This window comes from Paenibacillus amylolyticus, assembly GCF_036894225.1.
In the GTDB taxonomy this organism is placed as follows: Bacteria; Bacillota; Bacilli; order Paenibacillales; family Paenibacillaceae; genus Paenibacillus; species Paenibacillus amylolyticus.
On record NZ_CP145892.1, the window covers coordinates 1,220,422 to 1,243,217 of the forward strand.

The 22,796-nt window shown below is 42.5% G+C and carries 19 protein-coding genes and 2 CRISPR repeat arrays; of the genes, 15 read left to right on the forward strand and 4 right to left on the reverse strand.

Annotated features, from left to right (window positions below):
* Window positions 1-106 precede the first annotated feature (106 nt).
* Window positions 107-448, forward strand: coding sequence for a DUF4190 domain-containing protein (locus tag V6668_RS05435; RefSeq protein WP_338707886.1), 342 nt, complete (start codon window positions 107-109; stop codon window positions 446-448).
* A 131-nt stretch (window positions 449-579) separates the two neighbouring features.
* Here the strand turns inward: V6668_RS05435 and V6668_RS05440 are convergent, their stop codons facing one another.
* From V6668_RS05440 to V6668_RS05450, 3 genes are all read right to left on the reverse strand, one after another.
* Window positions 580-2,766: a YhgE/Pip domain-containing protein gene (locus V6668_RS05440; protein ID WP_338708895.1), complete on the reverse strand. Its 2,187-nt coding sequence runs from the start codon at window positions 2,764-2,766 to the stop codon at window positions 580-582.
* A gap of 77 nt (window positions 2,767-2,843) precedes the next feature.
* On the reverse strand, window positions 2,844-3,422 hold the full coding sequence (locus V6668_RS05445) for a TetR/AcrR family transcriptional regulator (protein WP_338707887.1): 579 nt from the start codon (window positions 3,420-3,422) through the stop codon (window positions 2,844-2,846).
* A gap of 343 nt (window positions 3,423-3,765) precedes the next feature.
* Window positions 3,766-4,248: a CRISPR direct-repeat array (repeat unit 33 nt; unit sequence GTCGCACTCCGTATGGAGTGCGTGGATTGAAAT).
* Window positions 4,249-5,095: 847 nt separating this feature from the next.
* On the reverse strand, window positions 5,096-5,305 hold the full coding sequence (locus V6668_RS05450) for a helix-turn-helix domain-containing protein (RefSeq protein ID WP_338708896.1): 210 nt from the start codon (window positions 5,303-5,305) through the stop codon (window positions 5,096-5,098).
* A gap of 365 nt (window positions 5,306-5,670) precedes the next feature.
* Here V6668_RS05450 and V6668_RS05455 point away from each other — a divergent pair, with 365 nt between their 5' ends.
* The 12 genes from V6668_RS05455 (at window position 5,671) to V6668_RS05510 (ending at window position 19,103) form a co-directional block, all read left to right on the forward strand.
* A complete protein-coding gene (locus V6668_RS05455) occupies window positions 5,671-6,021 on the forward strand; it encodes a hypothetical protein (protein WP_017690358.1) in 351 nt (116 codons plus the stop codon).
* Between the two features lie 638 nt (window positions 6,022-6,659).
* A complete protein-coding gene (locus V6668_RS05460; protein ID WP_338707888.1) occupies window positions 6,660-7,451 on the forward strand; it encodes a hypothetical protein in 792 nt (263 codons plus the stop codon).
* Window positions 7,452-8,066: 615 nt separating this feature from the next.
* Complete coding sequence (cas3, locus tag V6668_RS05465; RefSeq protein WP_338707889.1) at window positions 8,067-10,523, forward strand: CRISPR-associated helicase Cas3'; 2,457 nt, start codon at window positions 8,067-8,069, stop codon at window positions 10,521-10,523.
* A gap of 77 nt (window positions 10,524-10,600) precedes the next feature.
* The gene (cas5c, locus tag V6668_RS05470; RefSeq protein WP_100526597.1) at window positions 10,601-11,323 is read left to right on the forward strand and encodes a type I-C CRISPR-associated protein Cas5c; all 723 of its coding nucleotides are present in this window, start codon (window positions 10,601-10,603) and stop codon (window positions 11,321-11,323) included.
* On the forward strand, window positions 11,320-13,248 hold the full coding sequence (gene cas8c, locus V6668_RS05475) for a type I-C CRISPR-associated protein Cas8c/Csd1 (RefSeq protein ID WP_338707890.1): 1,929 nt from the start codon (window positions 11,320-11,322) through the stop codon (window positions 13,246-13,248). The genes cas5c and cas8c overlap by 4 nt, the downstream gene beginning before the upstream one ends.
* Window positions 13,249-14,118 (forward strand): type I-C CRISPR-associated protein Cas7/Csd2, encoded by an 870-nt coding sequence (gene cas7c, locus V6668_RS05480; RefSeq protein WP_338707891.1) that lies wholly within the window; start codon window positions 13,249-13,251, stop codon window positions 14,116-14,118.
* A complete protein-coding gene (cas4, locus tag V6668_RS05485) occupies window positions 14,105-14,764 on the forward strand; it encodes a CRISPR-associated protein Cas4 (protein ID WP_338707892.1) in 660 nt (219 codons plus the stop codon). Before cas7c ends, cas4 begins: the two co-directional genes overlap by 14 nt.
* Window positions 14,761-15,792, forward strand: a complete 1,032-nt coding sequence (gene cas1c, locus V6668_RS05490; RefSeq protein ID WP_338707893.1) for a type I-C CRISPR-associated endonuclease Cas1c — start codon at window positions 14,761-14,763, stop codon at window positions 15,790-15,792. The genes cas4 and cas1c overlap by 4 nt, the downstream gene beginning before the upstream one ends.
* 9 nt (window positions 15,793-15,801) lie before the next feature.
* Complete coding sequence (gene cas2 / locus V6668_RS05495) at window positions 15,802-16,092, forward strand: CRISPR-associated endonuclease Cas2 (protein WP_074093754.1); 291 nt, start codon at window positions 15,802-15,804, stop codon at window positions 16,090-16,092.
* Between the two features lie 193 nt (window positions 16,093-16,285).
* Window positions 16,286-16,992: direct repeats of the CRISPR family, unit length 33 nt; unit sequence GTCGCACTCTGTATGGAGTGCGTGGATTGAAAT.
* A gap of 277 nt (window positions 16,993-17,269) precedes the next feature.
* Window positions 17,270-17,530 (forward strand): AbrB/MazE/SpoVT family DNA-binding domain-containing protein, encoded by a 261-nt coding sequence (locus V6668_RS05500; RefSeq protein ID WP_100528578.1) that lies wholly within the window; start codon window positions 17,270-17,272, stop codon window positions 17,528-17,530.
* A 2-nt stretch (window positions 17,531-17,532) separates the two neighbouring features.
* Complete coding sequence (locus V6668_RS05505; protein ID WP_338707894.1) at window positions 17,533-17,931, forward strand: PIN domain-containing protein; 399 nt, start codon at window positions 17,533-17,535, stop codon at window positions 17,929-17,931.
* A gap of 395 nt (window positions 17,932-18,326) precedes the next feature.
* Window positions 18,327-19,103, forward strand: coding sequence for a hypothetical protein (locus V6668_RS05510; RefSeq protein WP_338707895.1), 777 nt, complete (start codon window positions 18,327-18,329; stop codon window positions 19,101-19,103).
* 183 nt (window positions 19,104-19,286) lie between these two features.
* On the opposite strand, the gene V6668_RS05515 is transcribed toward V6668_RS05510, so the two are convergent.
* Window positions 19,287-21,023, reverse strand: a complete 1,737-nt coding sequence (locus V6668_RS05515; protein WP_036606543.1) for a methyl-accepting chemotaxis protein — start codon at window positions 21,021-21,023, stop codon at window positions 19,287-19,289.
* Between the two features lie 581 nt (window positions 21,024-21,604).
* Here V6668_RS05515 and V6668_RS05520 point away from each other — a divergent pair.
* Both V6668_RS05520 and V6668_RS05525 read left to right on the forward strand, forming a co-directional pair.
* Window positions 21,605-21,814, forward strand: coding sequence for a tautomerase family protein (locus V6668_RS05520; protein ID WP_100528580.1), 210 nt, complete (start codon window positions 21,605-21,607; stop codon window positions 21,812-21,814).
* A gap of 56 nt (window positions 21,815-21,870) precedes the next feature.
* Window positions 21,871-22,788 (forward strand): ABC transporter permease, encoded by a 918-nt coding sequence (locus V6668_RS05525; RefSeq protein WP_197997778.1) that lies wholly within the window; start codon window positions 21,871-21,873, stop codon window positions 22,786-22,788.
* Window positions 22,789-22,796: the final 8 nt, after the last annotated feature.

Below are 22,796 nucleotides of genomic sequence, written 5' to 3' on the forward strand. Positions count from 1 at the left end.
TAAGATTATGGATTTATATGGTAATTTATAATTAACACAATATGGATATTGTTTTTCCTAATAATCGATTATAATGAACATACTTAAAGAACAGGGAGGATTTACCTTGGAACATCACGAAAATGATGTAGATCGTTATTATAACGACACATTGCCACCACCGCCTTATGTAGTACCAAAGACCAATAGCAAGTCGATTGTATCACTAGTTTTGGGGATACTGTCCGTCACGATTCCTTACGTGGGAATTTTAATGGGAATCGTCGCGATTATATTTGCATCTTTAGCCTTCAAAGAGATCAGAGTTCGCATGGAGCAAGGCAGAGGATTAGCCATTGCTGGACTTGTTTGTGGAATCATCGGTACAGCGATGTATGTATTACTTATTTTGCTCGTGCTATTGTTTAGTTTCGCTATCTCAAGTTCTGAAATTTACTCTACATACTAGAAATATGAAGTTAGCAAACTTAGATTGTAGCTAAAACTAAAAAAAAGCGAAGGCGTACCTTAGCTCACACCTCTTGTTATCTAGAAGAGGGTGGGCCTTAGGTACATGCCTTTGCTTTTTAATTTACGAATTTACAGGTGAAGTGCGACTTCACTGCTGACGTTTTCGTTCTCCGTGGTGCGATGCATCAGGAAATACGTTAGGGTTCCTCCAAGACCAATCACGGCGAAGATGCACAGAATGCCGATCTGATCCCAAGCCACGCCGAACTGACCACTTGATATAACGGCTTTATACCCGGTTACCGAATACGTCATTGGCAGCCATGGATTAAACACTTTCAACCAATTCGGAATAAGTTCCAACGGGAATGTACCGGCACTGGTTGTCAGTTGGAAGATTAACATGAGAATTGCCAGGAAGCGACCGGGATTATCCAGCCAAGTAACCAAAGCCTGAATGATGTACATAAAGCTCAAACTGGTGACAAAGCTGAATAAGAGGAACAACGGAACGCTATGAACCTCCAGACCCAATACGGACAATACGAGCCAGGAAGCGAGAAGGGACTGGACAGCACTCATGATCGTGAAAGCAAGGGTTCTGCTCACAAAACGATTCCAGCTACTCGCATCGGTAACCGTACTGCCGCGTGTGGGTACAACTAGCGTTGCAATCAATGCGCCGACAAACAGCCCCAATGAGAGGAAGTATGGCGAGAATCCTGTACCGTAGTTGGGCACTTCATTATGTTTATGCTCTTCCACCTGAACGGGCTGTGCATACATCTTCACAAGTTCATCCGTCTTTTTCACACTGCTCGTTTCAGCTGTCGCTTCATTTAACTTGGTGGCAAGTTCGCTAGAGCCGTCGGTTAATTTGGCAGTGCCTTCTTTTAATGTTCCCGCACCATCATCCAGCTTGCGGGAACCGTCGGCTATGGTGATGATTCCGTCTGAAAGCTGGTTCATACCCGTAACCAATTGGCCTGCACCTACATTTAACTGACTCGAACCATCTGCAAGTTTGACTCCTCCGGCTGCTGCTTCGGTCAACTTGGCGTTAAATTGTTGAAGGCCCGTTGCAAGCTGCTTATGTCCGGTCGATAATTGTGTTGCTCCTTGTAAAAGTTGCTGTTCACCCTGCACTAGTTGGGTGCTGCCTTGATGCAGTTGCTGTTGCGCAGCCTGGAGGCGTTTGCCGCCTTCCACTAATTGCTGTCCGCCTTGATAGATCTGTTCGCTACCAGTGGCAACGGCCTGACTTGCTGCCAGCAATTGCTGAACAGCAGGGCTCGCGGCAAGCTCGGGACTCGCTTCGGCTAATTGGGCAAGACCTTGCGCAACGGCCTTAGCACCTTCACTCACTTTGCTACTGCCTTCGACTGAGGTTTGCAATCCGGCTGCCAGTTTCGCACTTCCTTGCTCGGAAGCCGCGAGTCCTGCATCCAACTTAGCCGCGCCTTCCTGAGCGGATTGAATGCCAGCCTGTAACTGTTTGCCACCTGCTTCAGCCTGCAATGCACCGTTACCCAGCTTCGTGCCTGCTGCCGCCAATTGGGATAATCCATCGGACAGAGAGTTGGCTCCTGCATGAAGCGTGCCGATTCCTTGTGCCAAGGTAGCTGTACCCTCTTTTAACGGTGCCACACCTGTTTCTAGTTTGTCGGTTCCATCCGCCAGTTTGGACAGGTTCTTTTTCAATGTGGCAGCACCGTCATCCAGCTTGGTTGCGCCCTCGTTGATCTTGTCAGCACCAGCTCCGGCATCTGATAAACCGCTAGAGATCTTCTCCACCTGATCCAATAACGTTTCGGTATACGATTCTGTGACTTTGGCAGAGACTTTGGAGCGAATTTGTTTGACCGCCGTGCCGCCAATCTGACCCGCGAGGAAGTTGTATCCTTCATTGGGTTCGTAGATCAGGTCGGCCGGCTCGGGGTGCTCATCCATCAGGGTTGTTGCTTTGGTGGAAAAGTCCTCCGGAATCACAATCGTCATATAATACAAGTTGTTTTGCATACCTTGTTCTGCTTGTTCACGAGTCACGAATTGCCAGTTGAAATCATCACTTTTTTTCAATTCATCGACCAGATTCTGACCGACCTCCAGTGATTTGTCATTGTAGACTGCACCCTGATCTGTGTTGACCACGGCTACAGGTAATTCATTCATTTTGCCATAGGGGTCCCAGAATGCGTTCAGGAACAGGCCACTATACAGCACGGGAATGAACAGTACAACGAGAATCGGAATGAATACTTTGGGTTTCTTAAAGGCGGATTTCAAATCCTGTGCAAATACAGTTAATGATTTCATCATGTTCTCTCCCCATTATCACGCTACTCCGTTAGTACTATCTCTAATTTTAAAAGGGTTAAGCGACACAGCTTTCTCTATGTTGGGGATAATCCACTCTTGAGAAAGAGGCCCACAAAATCCTTGATCTGATCCTTATGCAGCGTAGGATGCGCTTTGTTCCAATCCGAGGTTAAGGTGACATACAGCTTCAGCAGGACAAAAGAAACCAGCTTGGGATCGTCTCTGCGAATCTGCTCTAATTCCATGGCACGGCTGACCTGACGCTCCAGATATTCGAGAATCGCTGTCTCTACTTTCTGCAGACCTTCCTTCGCCTGTGGCGTGCCGAACTCGTTCACTTCCTGGAACAGTTTGATTAACAGCTCATGCTCCTCCCTATACTCCAACAAAGAATCCATACTCATATGCACGTTATCCAGAAAGGAATTCTCTTCTTTCACCGTCTGCTCTGTAATCTGTCTCATATCCGCAATGATCGAGCGCAGAATCTCGCTGAACAGTTCTTCTTTATTTTCGAAAAAAGTATAGATCGTTCCCTTGCCCACATTGGCAAGTCTCGCAACCTGCTCCATCGTTGTGGCCTTGTAACCAAACAAGGCAAAGGATTTCTCGGCAGAATCCATCACCTGTTGCCTTCGATCTATCGTTTTCATCGCATATACACCTCCTTGTAGGTTGAAAGGATAATGGGTAAGGTAAACCCTATTTTTTGACCAATTTACTATTATGGTCAGTTGGTCGTTAACAACTGTAGCACTTGAGCAGGGAAGGTGGATGTGATCTTTGTCATAAACGGATAGGACAGGTGCGAATGTGATGCTCACATGAAAACCCTGGGGGATTCGCACCTCAGAATTTGTCGAAATGGGCAAAATTGTTGCCTTAAGGCAACATGTAGGCATAATTTGATTGAATAATGATATGGAAAGTCATAGAATAATAGTGAAAATACGTGTTTTTGATGGGTCAAATCGTTAAAATACGTACTTTTTCGCTGTCGCACTCCGTATGGAGTGCGTGGATTGAAATTGGACACGAATTCGGCTCTCTTAGCCTTTTTTACGTCGCACTCCGTATGGAGTGCGTGGATTGAAATATCGGGGCGTTAATTATTGGTATGGCGGGATGGTGTCGCACTCCGTATGGAGTGCGTGGATTGAAATTTGATAATCGTAAACAGTATGAAGTGCGTGGATTGAAATCGTTATCCAGGAGAGCTTTGAGAAAGATGGTCTAGGTCGCACTCCGTATGGAGTGCGTGGATTGAAATACCCTTCCAATCGCTCGTTATACGCTACTACCTTAGTTGCACTCCGTATGGAGTGCGTGGATTGAAATTAGCATGGGCTTTTATGATTATGTTTAAGGGTGGTACACGTCGCACTCCGTATGGAGTGCGTGGATTGAAATTTATCGCGGCTGTATGGGCTGGTATTAAGTTAGGGGTCGCACTCCGTATGGAGTGCGTGGATTGAAATTGTTAAGGAAGGGCTTCAGAAGCTGTCTAGCGAGGTCGCACGCGTGGATTGAAATGGTCTCCCAAAATAGGAGGATATACAAGATATGGTCGCATTCTGTATGGAGTGGCGTGGATTGAAATGTACTCATTTCGGGATCACCAGCTTCTGTCCCGGCGTCGCACTCTGTATGGAGTACGCGGATTGAAATCCTAAAAAGATTGATTTGGGTGGCCTGATTGGTAGTCGCACTCTGTATGGAGCGCATGGATTGAGTTACTCTTAATGATTTCAGGAAGTGGTTCGGGGAAGTGTCACACTTTATATGGAGTGCGTTGCTGGAATCAAAGTGCATGTATTGAAATTGGAGGAGACAATGGATGTACCTGAACGTGGTACTTATATTCAGCGCTGTTGGTGTAGAGTTTCATGTATATTTTTTAAAAGAATTAGTGGGTTCAAAAATTCTGGTACACAGTATAGATAGACCATCTATTATTTTCGAGGTGATAGATGTGAGCTTGTCTTTTTAGATTACTGGACGCCCGATTTTGGGGAACATTGAACCTTAATGGAATTAAGAGAGGATCTTTTATTCAAAAGTTATAAGAAATGATATTATATGTGCTAAATCAGGATAATATGAATTACCGTTATTAAAAAATAATGATTGGAACTCGTGTAGCATGAACATCAAATTATCTTATTGGAAAGGAGCATCGGTTGTGGTTTTAAATATCGTAGATCAAAGTGAAATGTAGGCAAGTTAACTTCTATAAAGTAAATCTGCACAAACAAAACTCCTTTTTTCAAATTCACTAAAAAGAAAAGTCTCTCGCATCGTATAGATTTGAGATATCCACTTACATTTACTCCTCTATAAATTCAACAACTTCTTCAATACGACATTGTAGTTCTTCGCAAATACGCGCAATCACACTTAACGCAACAAACTCTCCATTAGACATTTTGGCTAGAGTAGAAGGTGAAATACCTAGTTGAGTACGCAGGTAAGTTTTATTCTTGTCCTTTTTTATTAGGGTTATCTCCATTGGTTTATAGCTAGGTTTTAATGCCATCATTAACCTCCAAGAAAAGTGTGTATATACGTGTATTTTATTGAATATGGACTATAAATACAAGAAGTCGTACTTTTTGTATAAATTAGCATTGAATAAAAATCTAACTTGTTATACTATATGTATAATAAATCGAACTTTTAGTTCATTAAAAAGAATTTATTTATTTTTGAAATATGGAGGCGATATCTCAAAATGAAAAATTGTTATGCATGAAAAATGATTTTTGATTTAAGTAGATATATTAGAAAATTGTGAGGCATTTGCTGAGGCTGTACGTAACAAACATCTAATTATACTAATCTAGTAAGTTGCAGAAATATGAGATTTTGATAACGATCTAATGAAAAGAGGTGTTCCTGAATATGTCAGATCGTATTGAATTAGCTTCTGTAGTGATAGGTCCTTTTGACGACGTTCAGGATTTTTATATTTACCAAGGATATGTGATGAATGAAAGTTATATCTTTTTCCTTGACGAAGGTTCACTATGGCTACGGCATGTGCACAAAGTTGCTCACGTAGATCACTTATATATTAATGGAGATACCGGAGGAATAATTCTGGCTGAGCACCCTCAAGGAAATGTAAAAGAACTGATAGAGTCAATCGTGGATAGATTGTGCGGAATGGATGCGTTGACTTTTCTCACGGATGTCCTTTTGTGGACTCCAGAACGTGTTGACATGAACTTGAAGCTTGATCGATTTCAATAAGAAAATGATATTATATTATGATACGATGGTCATAGTAGCATTATAGAATGAGATCAAATACATTGAATATTGTCTTTGGTTCTTTAGATGTCGATATATGAAAATAAAATTTCTAAAGTAACAAAGATTAGACCTGTAAATAGCTCTATTTAATGGTGCGAATGTTAAGCTCACATAAAATCTCTAGTAGATTCGCACCTCGAAAATTGTCGATTAAGTTTTTACTGGATTATTTGTATTAAGATGAATTTATTATCATTTACTAAATGACAGAATAACGTTAAAAACATCTTTTTTGAAACGACTATACGTTACTTTCTGCTGTCGCACTCTGTGTAAGTACGTGGAATGAAATCTTTGTAGTAGCGTTGTTACAGGTACGGGTGTCTGATCGCACTCCGTATGGAATGCAAATCGAATCCCTAAAAAAGTCTTACCTTTCTCATGCTAAGCATGGATAAGTGGGTAGGACTTTTCTATTTCAGAGAAATAAAAAATATTAAGTATAGAAAAAATACTGAAAACTGAAATGTGCTATTAAATGCAGCATATTTTAAGATCTTTTGTTAAACAATAGATTTGACCTATGGTAGAAAAATCAATATAATGTTATTAATTGTAAAATAAGGAGGAAGGGTATGTCGAGGTATTATGATGGATACGGATTAGACTCGACTGTGACACTTCTCAGAATAGCTTATGGTCTTGACAACTGGAGAGAGGTCGTTAAGTTAGGTGAAACACTTTATGAAGAATCACTTCGTATATATAATTTACAAATGTTGACTAAGGAACAGGACATCGTTGAAATACATACGCAACGGGCAATAGTATATTACATTGGATACAGTCGTTTGATGCAAGGAATAGCGTATCAAAAACTACTAGAGTTTGATAAAGCTAGGGAATGCGTATTACAATATAGTGATTTTCAGTGGATTAAATTGACTAATCAAGAGACACTTAATGAAATTGAATTTTATAGCGATATAGCCAAGATCAATTTAATGGTTTTGGATTTACTTGAGGGTAATGCTACAAAGCTTGATGAATACGTAGCTTACATTCAAAAGTCAAAAGGTGAGATCATGTCTGGAATATTAACTCTCCTTGAAGCCAATCGTTTAAATAATTTACCTATTCAGAAGTTTGAGTATCTATTTGAAAAACATCGTTTGATTAGTGATACTACCATAATGACTGATATTGATGTTTCTTATTATCTAAAATTTAGTTTTGAGTTGGCGATCTACTATACCCGTAATGGTAATGATTCCGATGCAATCGACATCTTACTGAATTGTTTGGCAATATCTCCTAAAATTAATCAGAATAAGATAAAATATGTAGCCTTTTTTGAAAAAATCAGAGAGCAGGCTACACATGCACAGATTAACACTTACAAATCTATCTTAGAGGGGATGTTATGATGAAGAAAAGAAATGCTCTAAATATGGTGTATTCAATTGTTTTGGCGACGTTAGCAGCAATCCCAATTGAGAGTTTAATCCAGTTATTTAACCATGGCGTTGGTCATTAAGTTTAAATAATCTACTGAATTAGAAAATCTGTCCAAAGTATAAACTATACCCTAAAGAGTAGACACTTTAAAAATGTTTCTCTATGGGGTATTTTTGTTTTATGCTACGATTTAAGATTAACTCAGGAGTAAAAACATTTATGCGTTACTTTCTGCTGTCGCACTTTATACGAGTGCGTGGATTGAAATTTCCTTCCTAGGTAGGTTGATTGGTGCCCACTGTGGTCGCAATCTATACAAATGCACTAAAGTGGCAATCACAAGTCAAAAGACTTACCATCATCTACACTAATCTGTAGCATGAGGTGAGTTTTTTTATATTTGATTTGATACAGTTTTGACGTAGCTGCAGAAGTATTACTGCCTTCTTAACAAATTACATAATATTCTAAAAATATAGGGTTTATAGAAGGAAAATGTATTTTAGTGTCGAAATTTACAATGCGAGTCTTTTTGCCTATGGATCTGGGATTAATGTCATGAAATTCAGTGGAGGTGAAGTGGTGTGACCTATATTGCGCATATCTGTCAAAAGGATGGAAGAATACAAACCGTTCAGGATCACTTAGTAGAGGTTAAGCAAGGTGCGGAGCAGGCTGGAGAGAAGATCGGCGTTAAATATTTGGCAGGGATTGCTGGTCTTCTGCATGATATGGGCAAAAATACAGATCTTTTTCGAAACTACATTCAGGAAGCTGTCGCAAACCCGGATGCCCCTCCTCGCAAAGGTTCAGTTGATCATTCGACTGCTGGTGGCAAGCTGCTGCACAGCCTTTACCATGGAAGCGGCACAACGCTGGAGTCAAAGTACACAGCGGAGTGGATTGCCAATTGTATTATCTCCCATCATCAGGGTCTAAGAGACTACATATCACCTGATAAAACTTCACCTTATATGGAGCGAGTCATTTCCAAGGAACTAGATCAATATGAGCAAGCGAAAGAAGAATTTTTCAAACACAATGCCCCAGACCTACTCAACCATATGTTTAAACAAGCGATTGAGGAGCTTCAACGATACATAAAGATCATCAAAGAGCATAAACTTCCGCCGATTGCAGGAGCACTGCTTATCAAGTATATGTTTAGCTGCCTGATCGACGCGGATCGAACGAATACAAGGCGATTTGAAGAAAATGAAACTTTAGCAGAAGAAATCAATTACAAGACTTTTTTTCAACAAAGCTATGAATTACTATCTCAACATTTAAGCAAGCTTGAGCACAGCAGTATAGTAGACACACCCATTAATCGATTGCGACGTGAAATGTCCCGGCAATGCGAACAATTTGCATATCGTCCATCAGGAGTGTACACCCTTTCCATACCAACAGGCGGGGGGAAAACGCTTGCCAGTATGCGCTATGCGCTAAGACATGCCATTGAACATAACAAACAGCGAATTATATATATCGTTCCGTACACCACCATCATTGAACAAAATGCGGCTGAGATCCGCCATATTTTGAAGAACGATGACATGATTTTGGAACATCATTCCAACGTGGTGGATGACAAGGATGACGAACGCCATGAGGGGGACGAAGGGGAAACCCTGGATTTGCGCAAAAAGAATCTCAAGCTTGCCCGTGATCATTGGGATCGGCCGATTATTTTTACGACAATGGTTCAGTTTTTGAACACCTTTTATGCCAAAGGAACCCGAAACGTCCGCAGATTACATCAGCTTTCCAAGGCAGTCATTGTATTTGATGAAGTGCAGTCGGTTCCGGTTCATTGTATCTCCCTCTTTAATGCTGCACTGAATTTCCTGCATGTGATTGGGAGATCCAGCCTGTTGCTCTGTACGGCTACTCAGCCTGCATTGGATTTTGTGAAGCACAAGCTACATTTCTCCAAGCAACCGGAGATTATTCAGAATTTAGATGAGGTCGGCCGAAGCTTCAAACGAGTTGATTTACAGGATCTTACGCGGGAATCACTTTCGGGCTGGGGTGCAGAGGAAGTATCTTCTTTTGTCCAGGAACAGATGAGGGAAGTGGACAGTGTGCTGGTCATTTTGAACACAAAAACAGCGGTCCGTAAACTGTTTGAACAGTTGAATGAGGTGAAATGGCTAAGAGAGAGTGGCGTTCAGGTGGTTCATCTGAGCACCAATATGTGTGCAGCACATCGCAAAGAGGTTTTATCCGGGGAGTATGGCGTAATTCCGAGATTGGCAAAGGGTGAACGTATCATCTGTGTGAGTACACAGCTTATTGAGGCGGGCGTGAATATCAGCTTTGATTGCGTGGTTCGTTCCTTGGCTGGATTGGACTCGATTGCTCAGGCGGCTGGACGATGTAACCGGCATGGGAAAGATAAGGTTCGTAATGTGTACATCATTCGCTCATCGGATGAGGTATTAACGAATCTGCCTGAGATTCAAATTGGTGCCGAGAAAACGGAACGTGTGCTTCAGGAATTCAAGAATGACCCGGGTTCGCTCGGCGATGACTTGTTATCTTCAAAGGCAATGTCTCGTTATTTTGAATATTATTTTAACGATATTGGAGACAAAATGCATTACCCCATTCCTAAGCTTGAACAGAACTTGTTTGATCTTATGGACCGTAATCGTTATTACGTGGATGCCTATAAGAAGAAGCATGATTGTAAGCCAGAGGTTGTGAATCATTATGCGATAGCTACGGCAGAGAAGTATTTCGAAGCCATATCCACGAACGCGACGCCCGTAATTGTTCCGTATGGAGAAGAAGGAAAAGAATTGATTTTGGACCTGAATGGAGCAATTGAACCTGGTGAAATGAGTGAGTTATTACGCAAGGCTCAACAGTATACGGTGAATATCTACGACCATGAACTCCGGGCATTGGAGAAAAATGGAGATGTGAGACCTCTTTTACATGGGCATGTTCTTGCATTGAGAGAACCAGCATATTCCGATGATTTCGGCGTGGAACTTAAGGGTGAAGGTGCTTGGGAACCTATGATGATCTGATCATTTGATTCATTACATCTGGGAGATTCATGACACATGTTTCTCCCTTTTATACCCCATAGAAAGGAGCTGAAACGTTGAGAAATCAAATCGAATTTGAGGTTTCGGGAAAATATGCGCTATTCACCGATCCACTGACCAAGTTGGGCGGAGAAAAATTCTCTTATCAGATTCCTACATACCAAGCCCTCAAAGGGATTGTTGAATCTATTTACTGGAAGCCAACGCTGACCTGGATTGTAGATGAAGTCCGTATTATGAATCCAATTCAGACCGAATCAAAGGGTATGCGTCCGATTGAATATAGCGGGGGCAACACACTGGCCTATTACACCTATCTAAGAGATGTGCGTTATCAGGTGAAGGCTCATTTTATATTTAATCCGCATCGTGAAGATTTGATACATGACCAGAACGAACATAAACATCACAATATCGCCAAACGAGCAGTTCAGGTTGGGGGACGAAGAGATATCTTTCTGGGGACCCGTGAATGTCAGGGGTACGTTGAACCGTGCCAGTTTGGTGAAGATGACAGTTTCTATGATCGTATAGGTGAGCTTGATTTTGGCACGATGCTGCATGGAATCAGTTACCCGGATGAAACAGGAAGCAATGAGCGAGAGGTTCGTCTGTGGAAAGCGAAAATGCAGCATGGTGTCATTCAATTTATCCGTCCGGATGAATGCACATTGGTGCGCAAAGTGGGAGAAGGTACAGCTAAAATATTCGATGCAGGGAATATGCAATCTGTAGATGATCTTCATTCAGAATGGTTTGGAAATGAGGTGAGTGAATGAGTTGGCTTGCCAATTTAAGCAGAACGTATGATGATCACGCTAAGGTTGTCGGACAATTTGAAATGAAGAAAAATGGCAAGGAATACGCTCTGATTCCAATCTCGCACACAACACAGACCGCCCATATTGAAGTTCATCTGAATGGAAAAGGAGATATCGTAAATGCCAAAGTGGTAGAAAAGAATGATGGCAGTACGATTATTCCTTGCACCGAAGCTTCCGCAAGCCGAACGAGTGCGCCCGTACCGTATCCGCTTTTTGACAAGTTATCCTATGTTGCAGGAGATTACACTCAGTTCTGCGGAGAGGTCAAGGGAACACCATATCAGGATTATTTAAACCAACTGAAGGCTTGGTGCGAATCTCCCTTTAGTCACCCTAGAGTACAGAGTGTACTTCACTATGTCAGCAAAGGTACACTCATCGCTGATTTAGTGAACAGAGGCATACTTCATGTGGATAGCCAAGGTAAGCTGCTGGAGAAGTGGATCGCAGGGCCTGGCGACCAGGAAGGGAAAAAGCCTGACATCTTCAATGTCATCGCAGCAGATCAGAGTGGGGCATTTGTTCGATTTGCTGTAGATATTCCAGGAGAACCCGAATCCAGATTATGGCGTGATGCTTCGGTACAGCAGTCTTTTATCCATTTTTACGAGATGAGTTTGCAGGACAAGGATATCTGTTTCGTGACAGGTGATTACCTACCAGTTGCTGATAAACATGCTTCTCGCATACGTCACTCAGGAGACAAGTCCAAGTTGATCTCAGCTAACGACTCTAGTGGATTTACGTATCGGGGGCGTTTTCGTACCAGTCGTGACGCAGCTGTAGTAAGCTACGAAGCTTCACAGAAAGGGCATAACGCTCTGAAGTGGCTCATTGATCGACAAGGAACCACCATTGATGGCAAAGTGTTTCTGGTGTGGGGAAGCACAAGTCTGGATATGCCAGAACCTCAAGAAGATGCATTTAGCTTGTGGGATGAGGATGATGAGGAAGCATTTGCTGGCGGGGACACAACGCATAAGGAGTTTGCTTTGCAAATCAGGAAGGCGATTGGCGGTTACCGATACGATGGGGAGTATAACTCTAAACATGAAGTGACTTTGATGACACTGGATGCGGCCACACCAGGGCGAATGTCGATTATGTATTATCGGAGTTTAGATCAGAACGAGTATTTGGATCGAATATTAGCTTGGCATGAGAGCTGTTATTGGTTACATCGTTATCGGAAAAATAAAAATGACAAACCCGTCTCGTTTGTTGGGGCGCCTGCGACCAAAGACATTGCATTTGCAGCCTATGGTCCACGAGCCAGTGACAAGGTAGTTAAGGGATTAATGGAGCGAATGCTCCCATGTATCATAGATGAGCGACCCATTCCGCTGGATATCGTTCGCAGTTCTATCCAACGTGCATCCAACCCGGTAGGCATGGAAAATTGGGAGTGGGAGAAAACACTGAGCATTACTTGCGCACTTGTTAATAAGAAGGAGGGGTATGGAGTGAGTCTGAATACAGAAACAACGGATCGTAGCTACGTATTTGGCAGAATGCTTGCCATTGCAGATGTATTAGAGAGAAGTGCTCTGGGTAAAGAGGAAAAACGAGCGACAAATGCCATTCGATATATGAACGCCTTTGCACAACGACCAGGCAGAACTTGGAGCATTATTCAATCTAATCTCCAACCTTATCAAGCGCGGATGGGGACGGGTGCCAGATATTATAATTCGTTGCTGGATGAAGTTGGAGATAAACTACAGTTGGAAGATTTTACAGACAAGCCACTTACGGGATTATACTTACTAGGCTTCTACAGTCAGCGTAACGATTTATATACAAGTAGGAAAGATAAAGAAGCCGCAGCTACACTTGATAAAGACGATGAAAACCAATTGAACGAACAAGGGGATAACTAAATGAGTACACTTGATCACAAAATCGATTTTGCTGTTGTACTGTCTGTTCGTAATGCCAACCCGAATGGTGATCCATTGAATGGAAACCGTCCTCGTCAGAACTACGATGGCTTAGGAGAAATCTCGGATGTATGTATAAAGCGTAAAATTCGTAACCGCCTTCAGGATATGGGAGAGTCCATTCTGGTGCAATCCGATGAAAAACGGAATGATGCTCACCGTTCCATTAAAGATCGTGTCGATGCCAATGAGAATGTACAAGAGCATGCCAAAGGTAAAAAGGCAAATAAGGATTTGTATGCAGAAGCCGCTTGTCAGTCCTGGATTGACGTACGTAGCTTTGGACAGGTATTTGCTTTTAGCGGCACAGATGTATCTGTGGGGATTCGGGGTCCGGTATCGATTCATACAGCGGTTAGTTTGGATCGGATTGACATCTCAAGCATGCAGATTACGAAGAGTGTTAACTCTGTCACAACAGCTAAAGATCCAGATAAAAAAGGTTCAGACACGATGGGCATGAAACACCGCGTAGATTTTGGAGTGTATGTTTTTTATGGAAGTATCAACACGCAACTGGCAGAGAAGACCGGATTTACATATGAAGACGCGGAGAAAATTCGTGAATCACTGAGAACCTTATTCGAGAATGATACGTCTTCGGCTCGTCCCGATGGAAGTATGGAGGTTCACCAGTTGTATTGGTGGGAGCATAGCTCCAAAATGGGGCAATATTCATCTGCCAAGGTACATCGCTCTTTGAAAATTGAATTGAAGCCAGACGTAGCCGAAGCGAAGTCTTACGATGATTATAATTATACGGTGGTGCCGCTGGAAGGCTTGACAGTCCAAGAATATGAAGGACTATAACGAAGAGGATTATCTGCTGCTTTCGGGTATTCAGCATTTTAACTTTTGCAGAAGGCAGTGGGCATTAATTCATATCGAACAGCAGTGGGAAGACAATGTGCGTACCATTGAAGGAGATCATTTGCATCGAAAGGCAGATCAGCCAGCGCTTCGTGAAAAACGAGGCGATAAACTAGTGGTTCGAGTGCTTCCGGTGCAATCGAGGGAACTTGGAATCACAGGCATCTGTGATGTGGTTGAATTCATTCGTGATCCATCTGGAGTTCCGCTTGCAGGAGAGGAAGGCTTATACCTTCCTTATCCTGTTGAATACAAACGTGGGAAACCCAAACGAAATGATTCCGATCACTCCCAATTGGTAGCACAAGTCATGTGTCTTGAAGAAATGCTCGTATGTGATATTCCCAAGGCCTATTTTTATTATGACGAGATCAAACATAGGGTTGAAGTCATCATTACTGCGGCAGATCGGGAACGAGTGAAGGCAAGTATTCAAGAGATGAGACATTATTTTGAACGGAACCATACACCCAAAGCGAAAGCCGGGCCACATTGCCTGAGTTGTTCTTTGAAAAATATTTGTGTACCTGATATCTTGAACAAACGCTCCGTTTCAAGTTACATCGAAAGCAGGTTGAATGAATGAAAAAGCTGCTGAACACCTTATTTGTAACATTACCCGATACATACCTTGGACTGGATGGGGAAAACATTGTGGTGAAGCAGGAGGAAGAAATTCTTGCTCGCTATCCGCTACATAATTTGGAGGCCGTTTGTACCTTTGGCTATGCTGGAGTAAGTCCAGCACTGATGGGGGCTTGTGCGTCACGCAATGTTAGTTTGACATTTATGACACGAACGGGGCGATTCCTCGCACGGGTGATTGGTGAGGATCGAGGAAATGTGGTTCTTCGCAAAGAACAGTATCGTATCTCGGACGATGAGGTGCGTAGTGCGCGGGTTGCTCGTAATATGATTACAGGCAAGTTATACAACAACAAGTGGATTTTGGAACGAGCCACACGGGATTATGCACTACGTATCGACACGGAACGAATCAAGAAGGTTACGGAGTCGCTAGGTGAAACGATGAAGCTGTTGCGCGAGGTGGAGCAATTGGATATATTGCGCGGATTGGAAGGATCGGCTGCCGTGCAACATAACTCTGTGTTCGATGATCTAATTCTACAGCAAAAAGAATCGTTTTATTTTTATGGACGTAGCCGACGTCCTCCGCTGGATAAAGTGAATGCACTATTATCCTTTGCCTATACCCTGCTCGCTAATGATATGAAGTCTGCACTTGAATCTGTCGGACTTGATGCATATGTCGGTTTTTTGCACAGGGATCGTCCTGGCAGAGCTTCTCTTGCATTGGATATGATGGAGGAACTTCGAGGAGTGTACGCAGACCGATTTGTACTTTCTCTTATTAACAAAAAAGTGATTAACGATAAAGGCTTTTATGTAAAAGAAAATCTTGCAGTCATTATGGATGATGAAACACGAAAGAAAGTGTTAAAAGCATGGCAGGAGCGCAAACAAGAGAAGATTATGCATCCGTATTTGAATGAAAAAATACCTTGGGGGCTTGTGCCCTATACCCAAGCTTTATTGCTGGCGAGACATATACGTGGGGATCTGGATGAATATCCTCCGTTTCTGTGGAAGTAGGTGTGACGATTGCTTATTTTAATTACGTATGATGTAAGCACGATAGATAGCGAAGGCCGAAGAAGACTATCTAAAGTGGCGAAAAAGTGTGTGGATCACGGTCAGCGAGTGCAGAACTCGGTGTTTGAATGTATACTGGATGCTGCCCAATTTAGACGATTAAGATTCGAACTGGAAGAATTAATTGATAAGGATACAGATAGTCTTCGTTTCTATAACTTAGGTGATAATTACAAAAGAAAAGTTCAACATGTGGGTGCCAAAGATTCCTATGATATGGGTGATCCGTTAATACTTTAGCAGGTGCGAATGCCAAGCTCACATGATTTCCCTGGGGGATTCGCACCTCGGAATTTGTCGAAAAGGTCTTTATTGTGACCTTTTGGCAATGATTTATGATCGGAAATTTGTGATAACCGTTTTAAAGAAGTAGAACTATCGAAAATACGTTAATAGTTATTCTTCAAGCATAGTTATTACGTCACTTTTCGCTGTCGCACTCTGTATGGAGTGCGTGGATTGAAATTCGTAGATACTCCCAATACAGATCATAATCCCGAGTCGCACTCTGTATGGAGTGCGTGGATTGAAATTTCTGGAAGACTATCCACAAGTGGAAGTTGTGGAGTCGCACTCTGTATGGAGTGCGTGGATTGAAATGTCTTCAGTATAAACAGAAGGCCGTTTCTTACCGTCGCACTCTGTATGGAGTGCGTGGATTGAAATCGTTTAACCTCGCGATATTCACGTTCAACTCCGCCGTCGCACTCTGTATGGAGTGCGTGGATTGAAATAACTCTGCGATCTCTCTTTTTTCGTTTTCTATTCGTCGCACTCTGTATGGAGTGCGTGGATTGAAATTCGAATCACGCTCATTTCTTTTAATAGATCGGCGTCGCACTCTGTATGGAGTGCGTGGATTGAAATCACATAACACCGAATATTGTACCAATGGTGGATGGGGTCGCACTCTGTATGGAGTGCGTGGATTGAAATCCCGCATCACACCGCCCTTCGCCAGTTATGAAGCTTGTCGCACTCTGTATGGAGTGCGTGGATTGAAATGTCTCGTTACTGACAGATCAGTTGATAGATGGGCAGTCGCACTCTGTATGGAGTGCGTGGATTGAAATTTTCATTTCGGTTAGTATCTTTTCATAGTCTGACGTCGCACTCTGTATAGAGTGCGTGGATTGAAATATTGTCCTTAATGACCATGTTAATGGGAAATAACTCACATTAAAGAAGTACATTGGAACGGCAAATACCTACTTATGACTGGGAAGTTGAAGTTTATAATTCACATGAACATGTAAAACAGCTTTGGGCTTACATATTGACGCTGAAATTACTCAGCATTAGAAATTCAATTCCAATTGACTATACTTGGAATGTATATTACCCAACGTAAAAAGTAATACTTGAACATAAAAGTAGTACATTGTAATATAGGTAATAGAGTAGGAGGTAGTAGTGTATGAGTATGTATGAATCAGGTAAGGTAACTTCGAAAGGACAAGTTACAATTCCAGTTGAGGTAAGGAAACAACTAGGTATAGCTACAGGCGACAAAATTATTGTAATTATCCAAAATGGCGAAGCAAAATTAGAAGTTAGGAAACAGAAAAAGCTAACTGATCTTGTAGGAATCTTAAAGACAGGGCAAGAACATGATCTTCAGGAAGCTAGGAAGTCAGCGATTGACTGGGTGGGGAACAGTTACAAAAAAGGGGAATAGCAATGGATTTTTTGGCTGATACAAACATACTAGTACGGTTGTTCACTCAAGACGATAAGGAGCAGTTTGAAAAAGTTTCTGAAATGCTAGATAGCGGAGATTTTCAGATAATTGTTTCATCACCAGTAATTATTGAAACATGTTGGGTACTGAAATCACATTACAAGCATTCTAATGTTGATGTAGGAAATGCCCTGCTTAGTCTATCGCAAATTGATAACATTATCTTTGAGGAAGATTACATGAAAGATGCGTTAAGGCTGTTTGTTGAAAAGGGTAACGTTGACATTGTGGACTGTTATCTTAGCGCAAAATCAAAAACAATTAACATGCCAGTAGTAACATGGGACAGTGATTTTAAGAAGCTGGGATGCGAGTATTACAAGCCAAATCAACTTTAAATGTTGTTTAGGTAATTGAAACCAGCGGTAGCAGGAACATTACAGTAAATAATGCTGGTACAAGTATTCTAAATCGTACTCTGTATGGAGTGCGTGATTGAAATTTTGGTAAGAGGACGAGAATGGATTTTGTATCTAACTGAGCTCCTAATACCTGTAATAAAAACACAGATAGTTGTACTGTCTGTGTTTTTTGTATAACGACGGATAGAACTACGAGTACCTGTTTTTTGAATGATACAGAGATGTAGCTTGCATGAAGTGCACCAAGGAGGAGCACATTGGCCCAATAACTATTCCCTGTTCTTAGGCGTTTATTGAGTTGAATAGCTGATTGAAGAAAGCTCGTAACTATGTCTTAGTTAAATTCGTCTAATAGATTGAGGTGATTGAGAATGAAACCATTTAAATATTGGAGCCAGCGTTTGAGTATACTTTTGATTCTAGTCATTATTGTTGGCTGTGGAACATCGAATAAGGGAGAAATAACATCCAAACCCCAGGAAACGATTACGAAAGAAGTTTCAAAGGAATCAACGAAGCGATGCCCGGGAACCCTTGAATGGATTGATTTTCTGATGTTCAATGATGTTACATATTTTCAAAACAACGAAGGGGCCAAAGTGGTACCTGCAGAGCAAATTGGGGATAGGGTAGGGGAAGTGAACTACATGCTGAACGAGCATGCGTGTGCGGATCACGTGACCCAGAATGGTGATGCGGCATATCTTCCAATTGGAACTGTTATATATGAACTGAAAGGTTATAAGTCGCATTATCGCGTAGTAGCGAATAATAAGGTTTACGAAGCAAAAGAAAATCCCAATGCTAAGACAATGGGAGACCTGATGGACATTGAAGACAAAGTGGAAAAAGTCAGCCTTGAAAGCGGGAACGATGGCAGCCCAATCGGTGACTTCCCCCAGGAAGCCGCATCCGAATTCATGAACGAGCTTTTGCCGTTGCGATATGTTGGCTTTAATGAGGTGTACAAGAAATCCAAGCATGAGACAGGGATTTTTTTACGTGTGCACCTTCAAGATGGAACATCTTTTCGAATGGTTTATTATCCGAAAGCGAATGCTTTCTCAGCAGGTGCATTTGGAACAGAAAAGATACAATCATTAATCGTTTCTCAGAGAAAAGAAATTAAAGCAGCTGCAGGATTATAGTGGATTGGAGGTTCAACAATCAGTTGATGACACCACTGTCTGTTAAATGATACCGGGAAGTATAGAACTAGAACCTACCTACCCTACCCTGGTAACAACAAAAAAACCAAGGCTTTGAGTTCAGTCACTCATGAGCCTTGGTTTTTACTGTGTCTTATTATTTTTATCTATATCCTATTAATTCTATTCTGCACGTACTTTAAAGAATGAGATCAGTTCTTGCAGTTGCTCGGATACAACCGAGAGCTCATCGGAGGCACTCACAATGGCTGCCATGGAGGCTTCCTGCTCATCAATTGACTGCTCAATTTGTTTACTGCTGCTTGCTGCCTTGCTGACATTGGCAGACAGTTCATCGGCCGTGGCAGACATTTCCTGTGTACTTGCCGAGATCTCTTCAGTAGAACTGGAGATATCCTGAATCTGGTTTGCAACTTTATTCGTAGCAGTCAGAATATTCTCGAAGAATACGCCAGTCTCTTGGGTAACTTCCAAGCCTTTGGTGACTTCCTTGGAACCCAACTGCATCGCTTCAGAAGACTGCATGATATCCCGTTGAATTTCTTCAATTAACTGTCGAATTTGCTTCGCTGATTCCTGAGATTGCTCTGCAAGGTTACGTACCTCACCTGCAACCACCGCAAAACCTCTTCCTTCTTCACCTGCGCGGGCTGCCTCGATTGAAGCGTTAAGTGCAAGCAAGTTAGTTTGTCCAGCAATCTCCGTAATCACGTTAACAATGTTGCTAATCTGGTTCGAGTTGTTTTCCAAAGACTGAATCGAATTTGACGTATTTTGCACCGCACCGGAGATCAGGCGCATCTGCTCAATGACTTGTTGCATCACCACATTACCTGTGCTGGAGCGCTGCTCCATGCTGAGTGCTTCATCTGCCACATCGGCTGAGCTGCTGGCGATCGTCTGCACTACCGTTGACATTTCGGTCATGGCGCGTGCGTTCTCCACAGTGGCTTTGTCTTGTGACACCAGTCCAGTAGATATTTCTCGAATATTGGTGCTGATGGATTGAATGTTCACATTATTTTTCTCGGAAATGCCCAGTAGTTGTTTGGAAGATTCCGAGAGGTGATGTGAAGCATTCTGTACTTTATAGATGGTTGTATTGAAGCGATGGATCATCGCATTAAACTTCTCGTTGATGATACCCAGATCATCTCGCCCGGTATCGATGGTTACGTCCAGATTACCCGTGCTTACTTCTTCGATACCTTTCATCAGATTGCGGATCGGAAGCAACGTTCTTTTCAGCAAAATAAATTGCAATACCATGAACAGGATCAGGAAACCGATCAGGAACATCAAACCGTACGTAAGCAGTTTGTTCAGGCCTTTTGGAACGGCACTTGCATCTACATCGAAGTAAAGAGCAGCATACATGGAGCCGTCTGCGTTATTAATCGGATAGATCAGAGTGGTCCAGGTTCCGTACTCATCCGTGTAGAAATCACTGAAGGCAGGTTTTCCGTCCTTTTTCATCTGTTCCAGCACTACGACGTTATTCTGAGGCAGCGGGTACATGGCACCTGCGGGTAGATTACCTTCCTCGAATGGTTCCAACAGATTCGTTGGAATCGCGATGATGGACGTTCCGTTTCCTTGCTCAAGTTCTGAACCAAAAATGTACGCTTGCGCGATGTTTGGATAGAATTCATGGATGGAATCGAGATAAGTTTTCATTTCCAGCTGTACAGGACCGGAGTAGCTTTTTTCCTTAGCTGCTTCTGCCACTTTGGCAGTGTCGAGATCATCGTACCATTTCTGGGTGATGACGGTAGCCTGGTCGTGCAACTGTTCAACCAAGATATTTTTTTGCAATTGATACGCGGCAGTAATCAGAATTACACCGATCAACATGATGCTGCCGAATGAAATCACCAAATTTTTGATGAAGAAAGGCATGGTACTCCAGCGAAGCTTATTAAACAAGATGGTTCACTCCTTCTACGATTGTGAAAATGCACTATACCTGGATGGGATGCTATACGCTATGTAATCTAATGAATATTTAGTGGAAAATTGTTATCGTGCAACTTCTATAATTCTGATTTTTGCTGTGGTTACGTGACATTTTCTCATGCTTCAGTGTGCTTTTTGCATTGTTTCAAGTTCTACTTCACTTATAGGACCCCCAGGTAAGTTACTCGTAGATTATATCGTTATAAAGTCATATTAATATTAGCTTTTAGAGAAAAAATGGTTCTAAGGTACTGGTTCTGTGGGCGTGTTTTCATTTTCGATCTTTATTATTACGTTTGTTAATGCAAGGTTCTAGTGAGATAGATGAAATTAATTACTATATATCCCAAAAATATTATGTTCCAAGAGGCCCCCATTCGTAAGGGGGCTTTTTGGGCTTACTTGTCATGACCTAAAGAAAACACAAGTGAACGAAAAGACAGTCCATTGTTACCCTTTCGCAGGAACGCTAAGATGAAGTTGTTAAAGCGTTTACATCACGTAATGAAGGGAGCTTAAATCGGATGCCAGAAATTACGATCAGGCTGTATGAAGGCAGGACGGATGAGCAAAAGCAGGAGATAGTGGAGGTGTTCACACGCGAGCTCTCGCGTATTATCGACCGTGAGCCGGATTACATTTCCATCGAATTTAATGAGATCCCATGGGACGAGAACGTTCCTGATAACTTGAGAAGCACGCAATCACACAAGCAGGGAGGGGAGAAGACGTGAAGCCGGCAGATGTCGTGCCACCAAGCCGGGGTGCAACCGGACTTCACTCGTCTAGTCTGGGCGTTCGGCTCGGAGATGCGGGACGTTATCTGTGGCGATACCGGATACTATATCTGCTCTCCTTACCGGGTATCCTGTATTTTTTCCTCTTCAAATATGTACCTTTATTCGGTTCAGTGATTGCCTTTCAGAACTACAACATTTTCAAAGGCATCACCGGAAGTGATTGGGTAGGTCTGGAGCATTTCCAGAAGATGTTCAGCCATTATGATTTTTTAAGAATCCTTAATAACACACTTCTGCTTGGACTATATGATCTCGTGATTGCATTCCCGGTACCGATCTTACTGGCGATTCTGCTGAATGAAGTGCGGATGATTGTGTTTAAGCGTTTGCTGCAAACGATTGTATACATGCCTCACTTTCTGTCCTGGGTCGTCATTAGCGGTATCTTCATGGGTATTTTCTCGATGGATGCCGGGGTGGTCAACAAGGCACTTGGATTTCTGGGCATGCAACCGATCTACTTCCTTGGAGAAGACTCGTACATTCGTTCCATTCTGATCGGTTCCGGGATCTGGCGCGACTCCGGGTACGGCACGATTATTTTCCTGGCTGCCATTGCGGGCATCAATCCCGATCTGTATGAGGCGGCAGAGGTGGACGGAGCTGGACGTTTGAAGCAAATATGGTCGATTACCCTGCCATCCTTGCTGCCAACGATTATGATTTTGTTGCTGCTGCACATCGGGAAGTTCCTTGATCTGGGCTTTGAGCGTGTGTTTGTATTCCTGAATCCGCTCAATCTGGAATCTGGCGAGATTCTCGATACGTACATCTACAAAGCCGGGCTTCTCTCACAGCAATACAGCTATACAACAGCCATCGGGTTGTTCAAGTCGGTCGTGGGCTTGATGCTTATTCTACTCGGTAACTTCTTTAGCAAAAAAACAACCGGCGAAAGCCTGTATTAGGAGGCGAG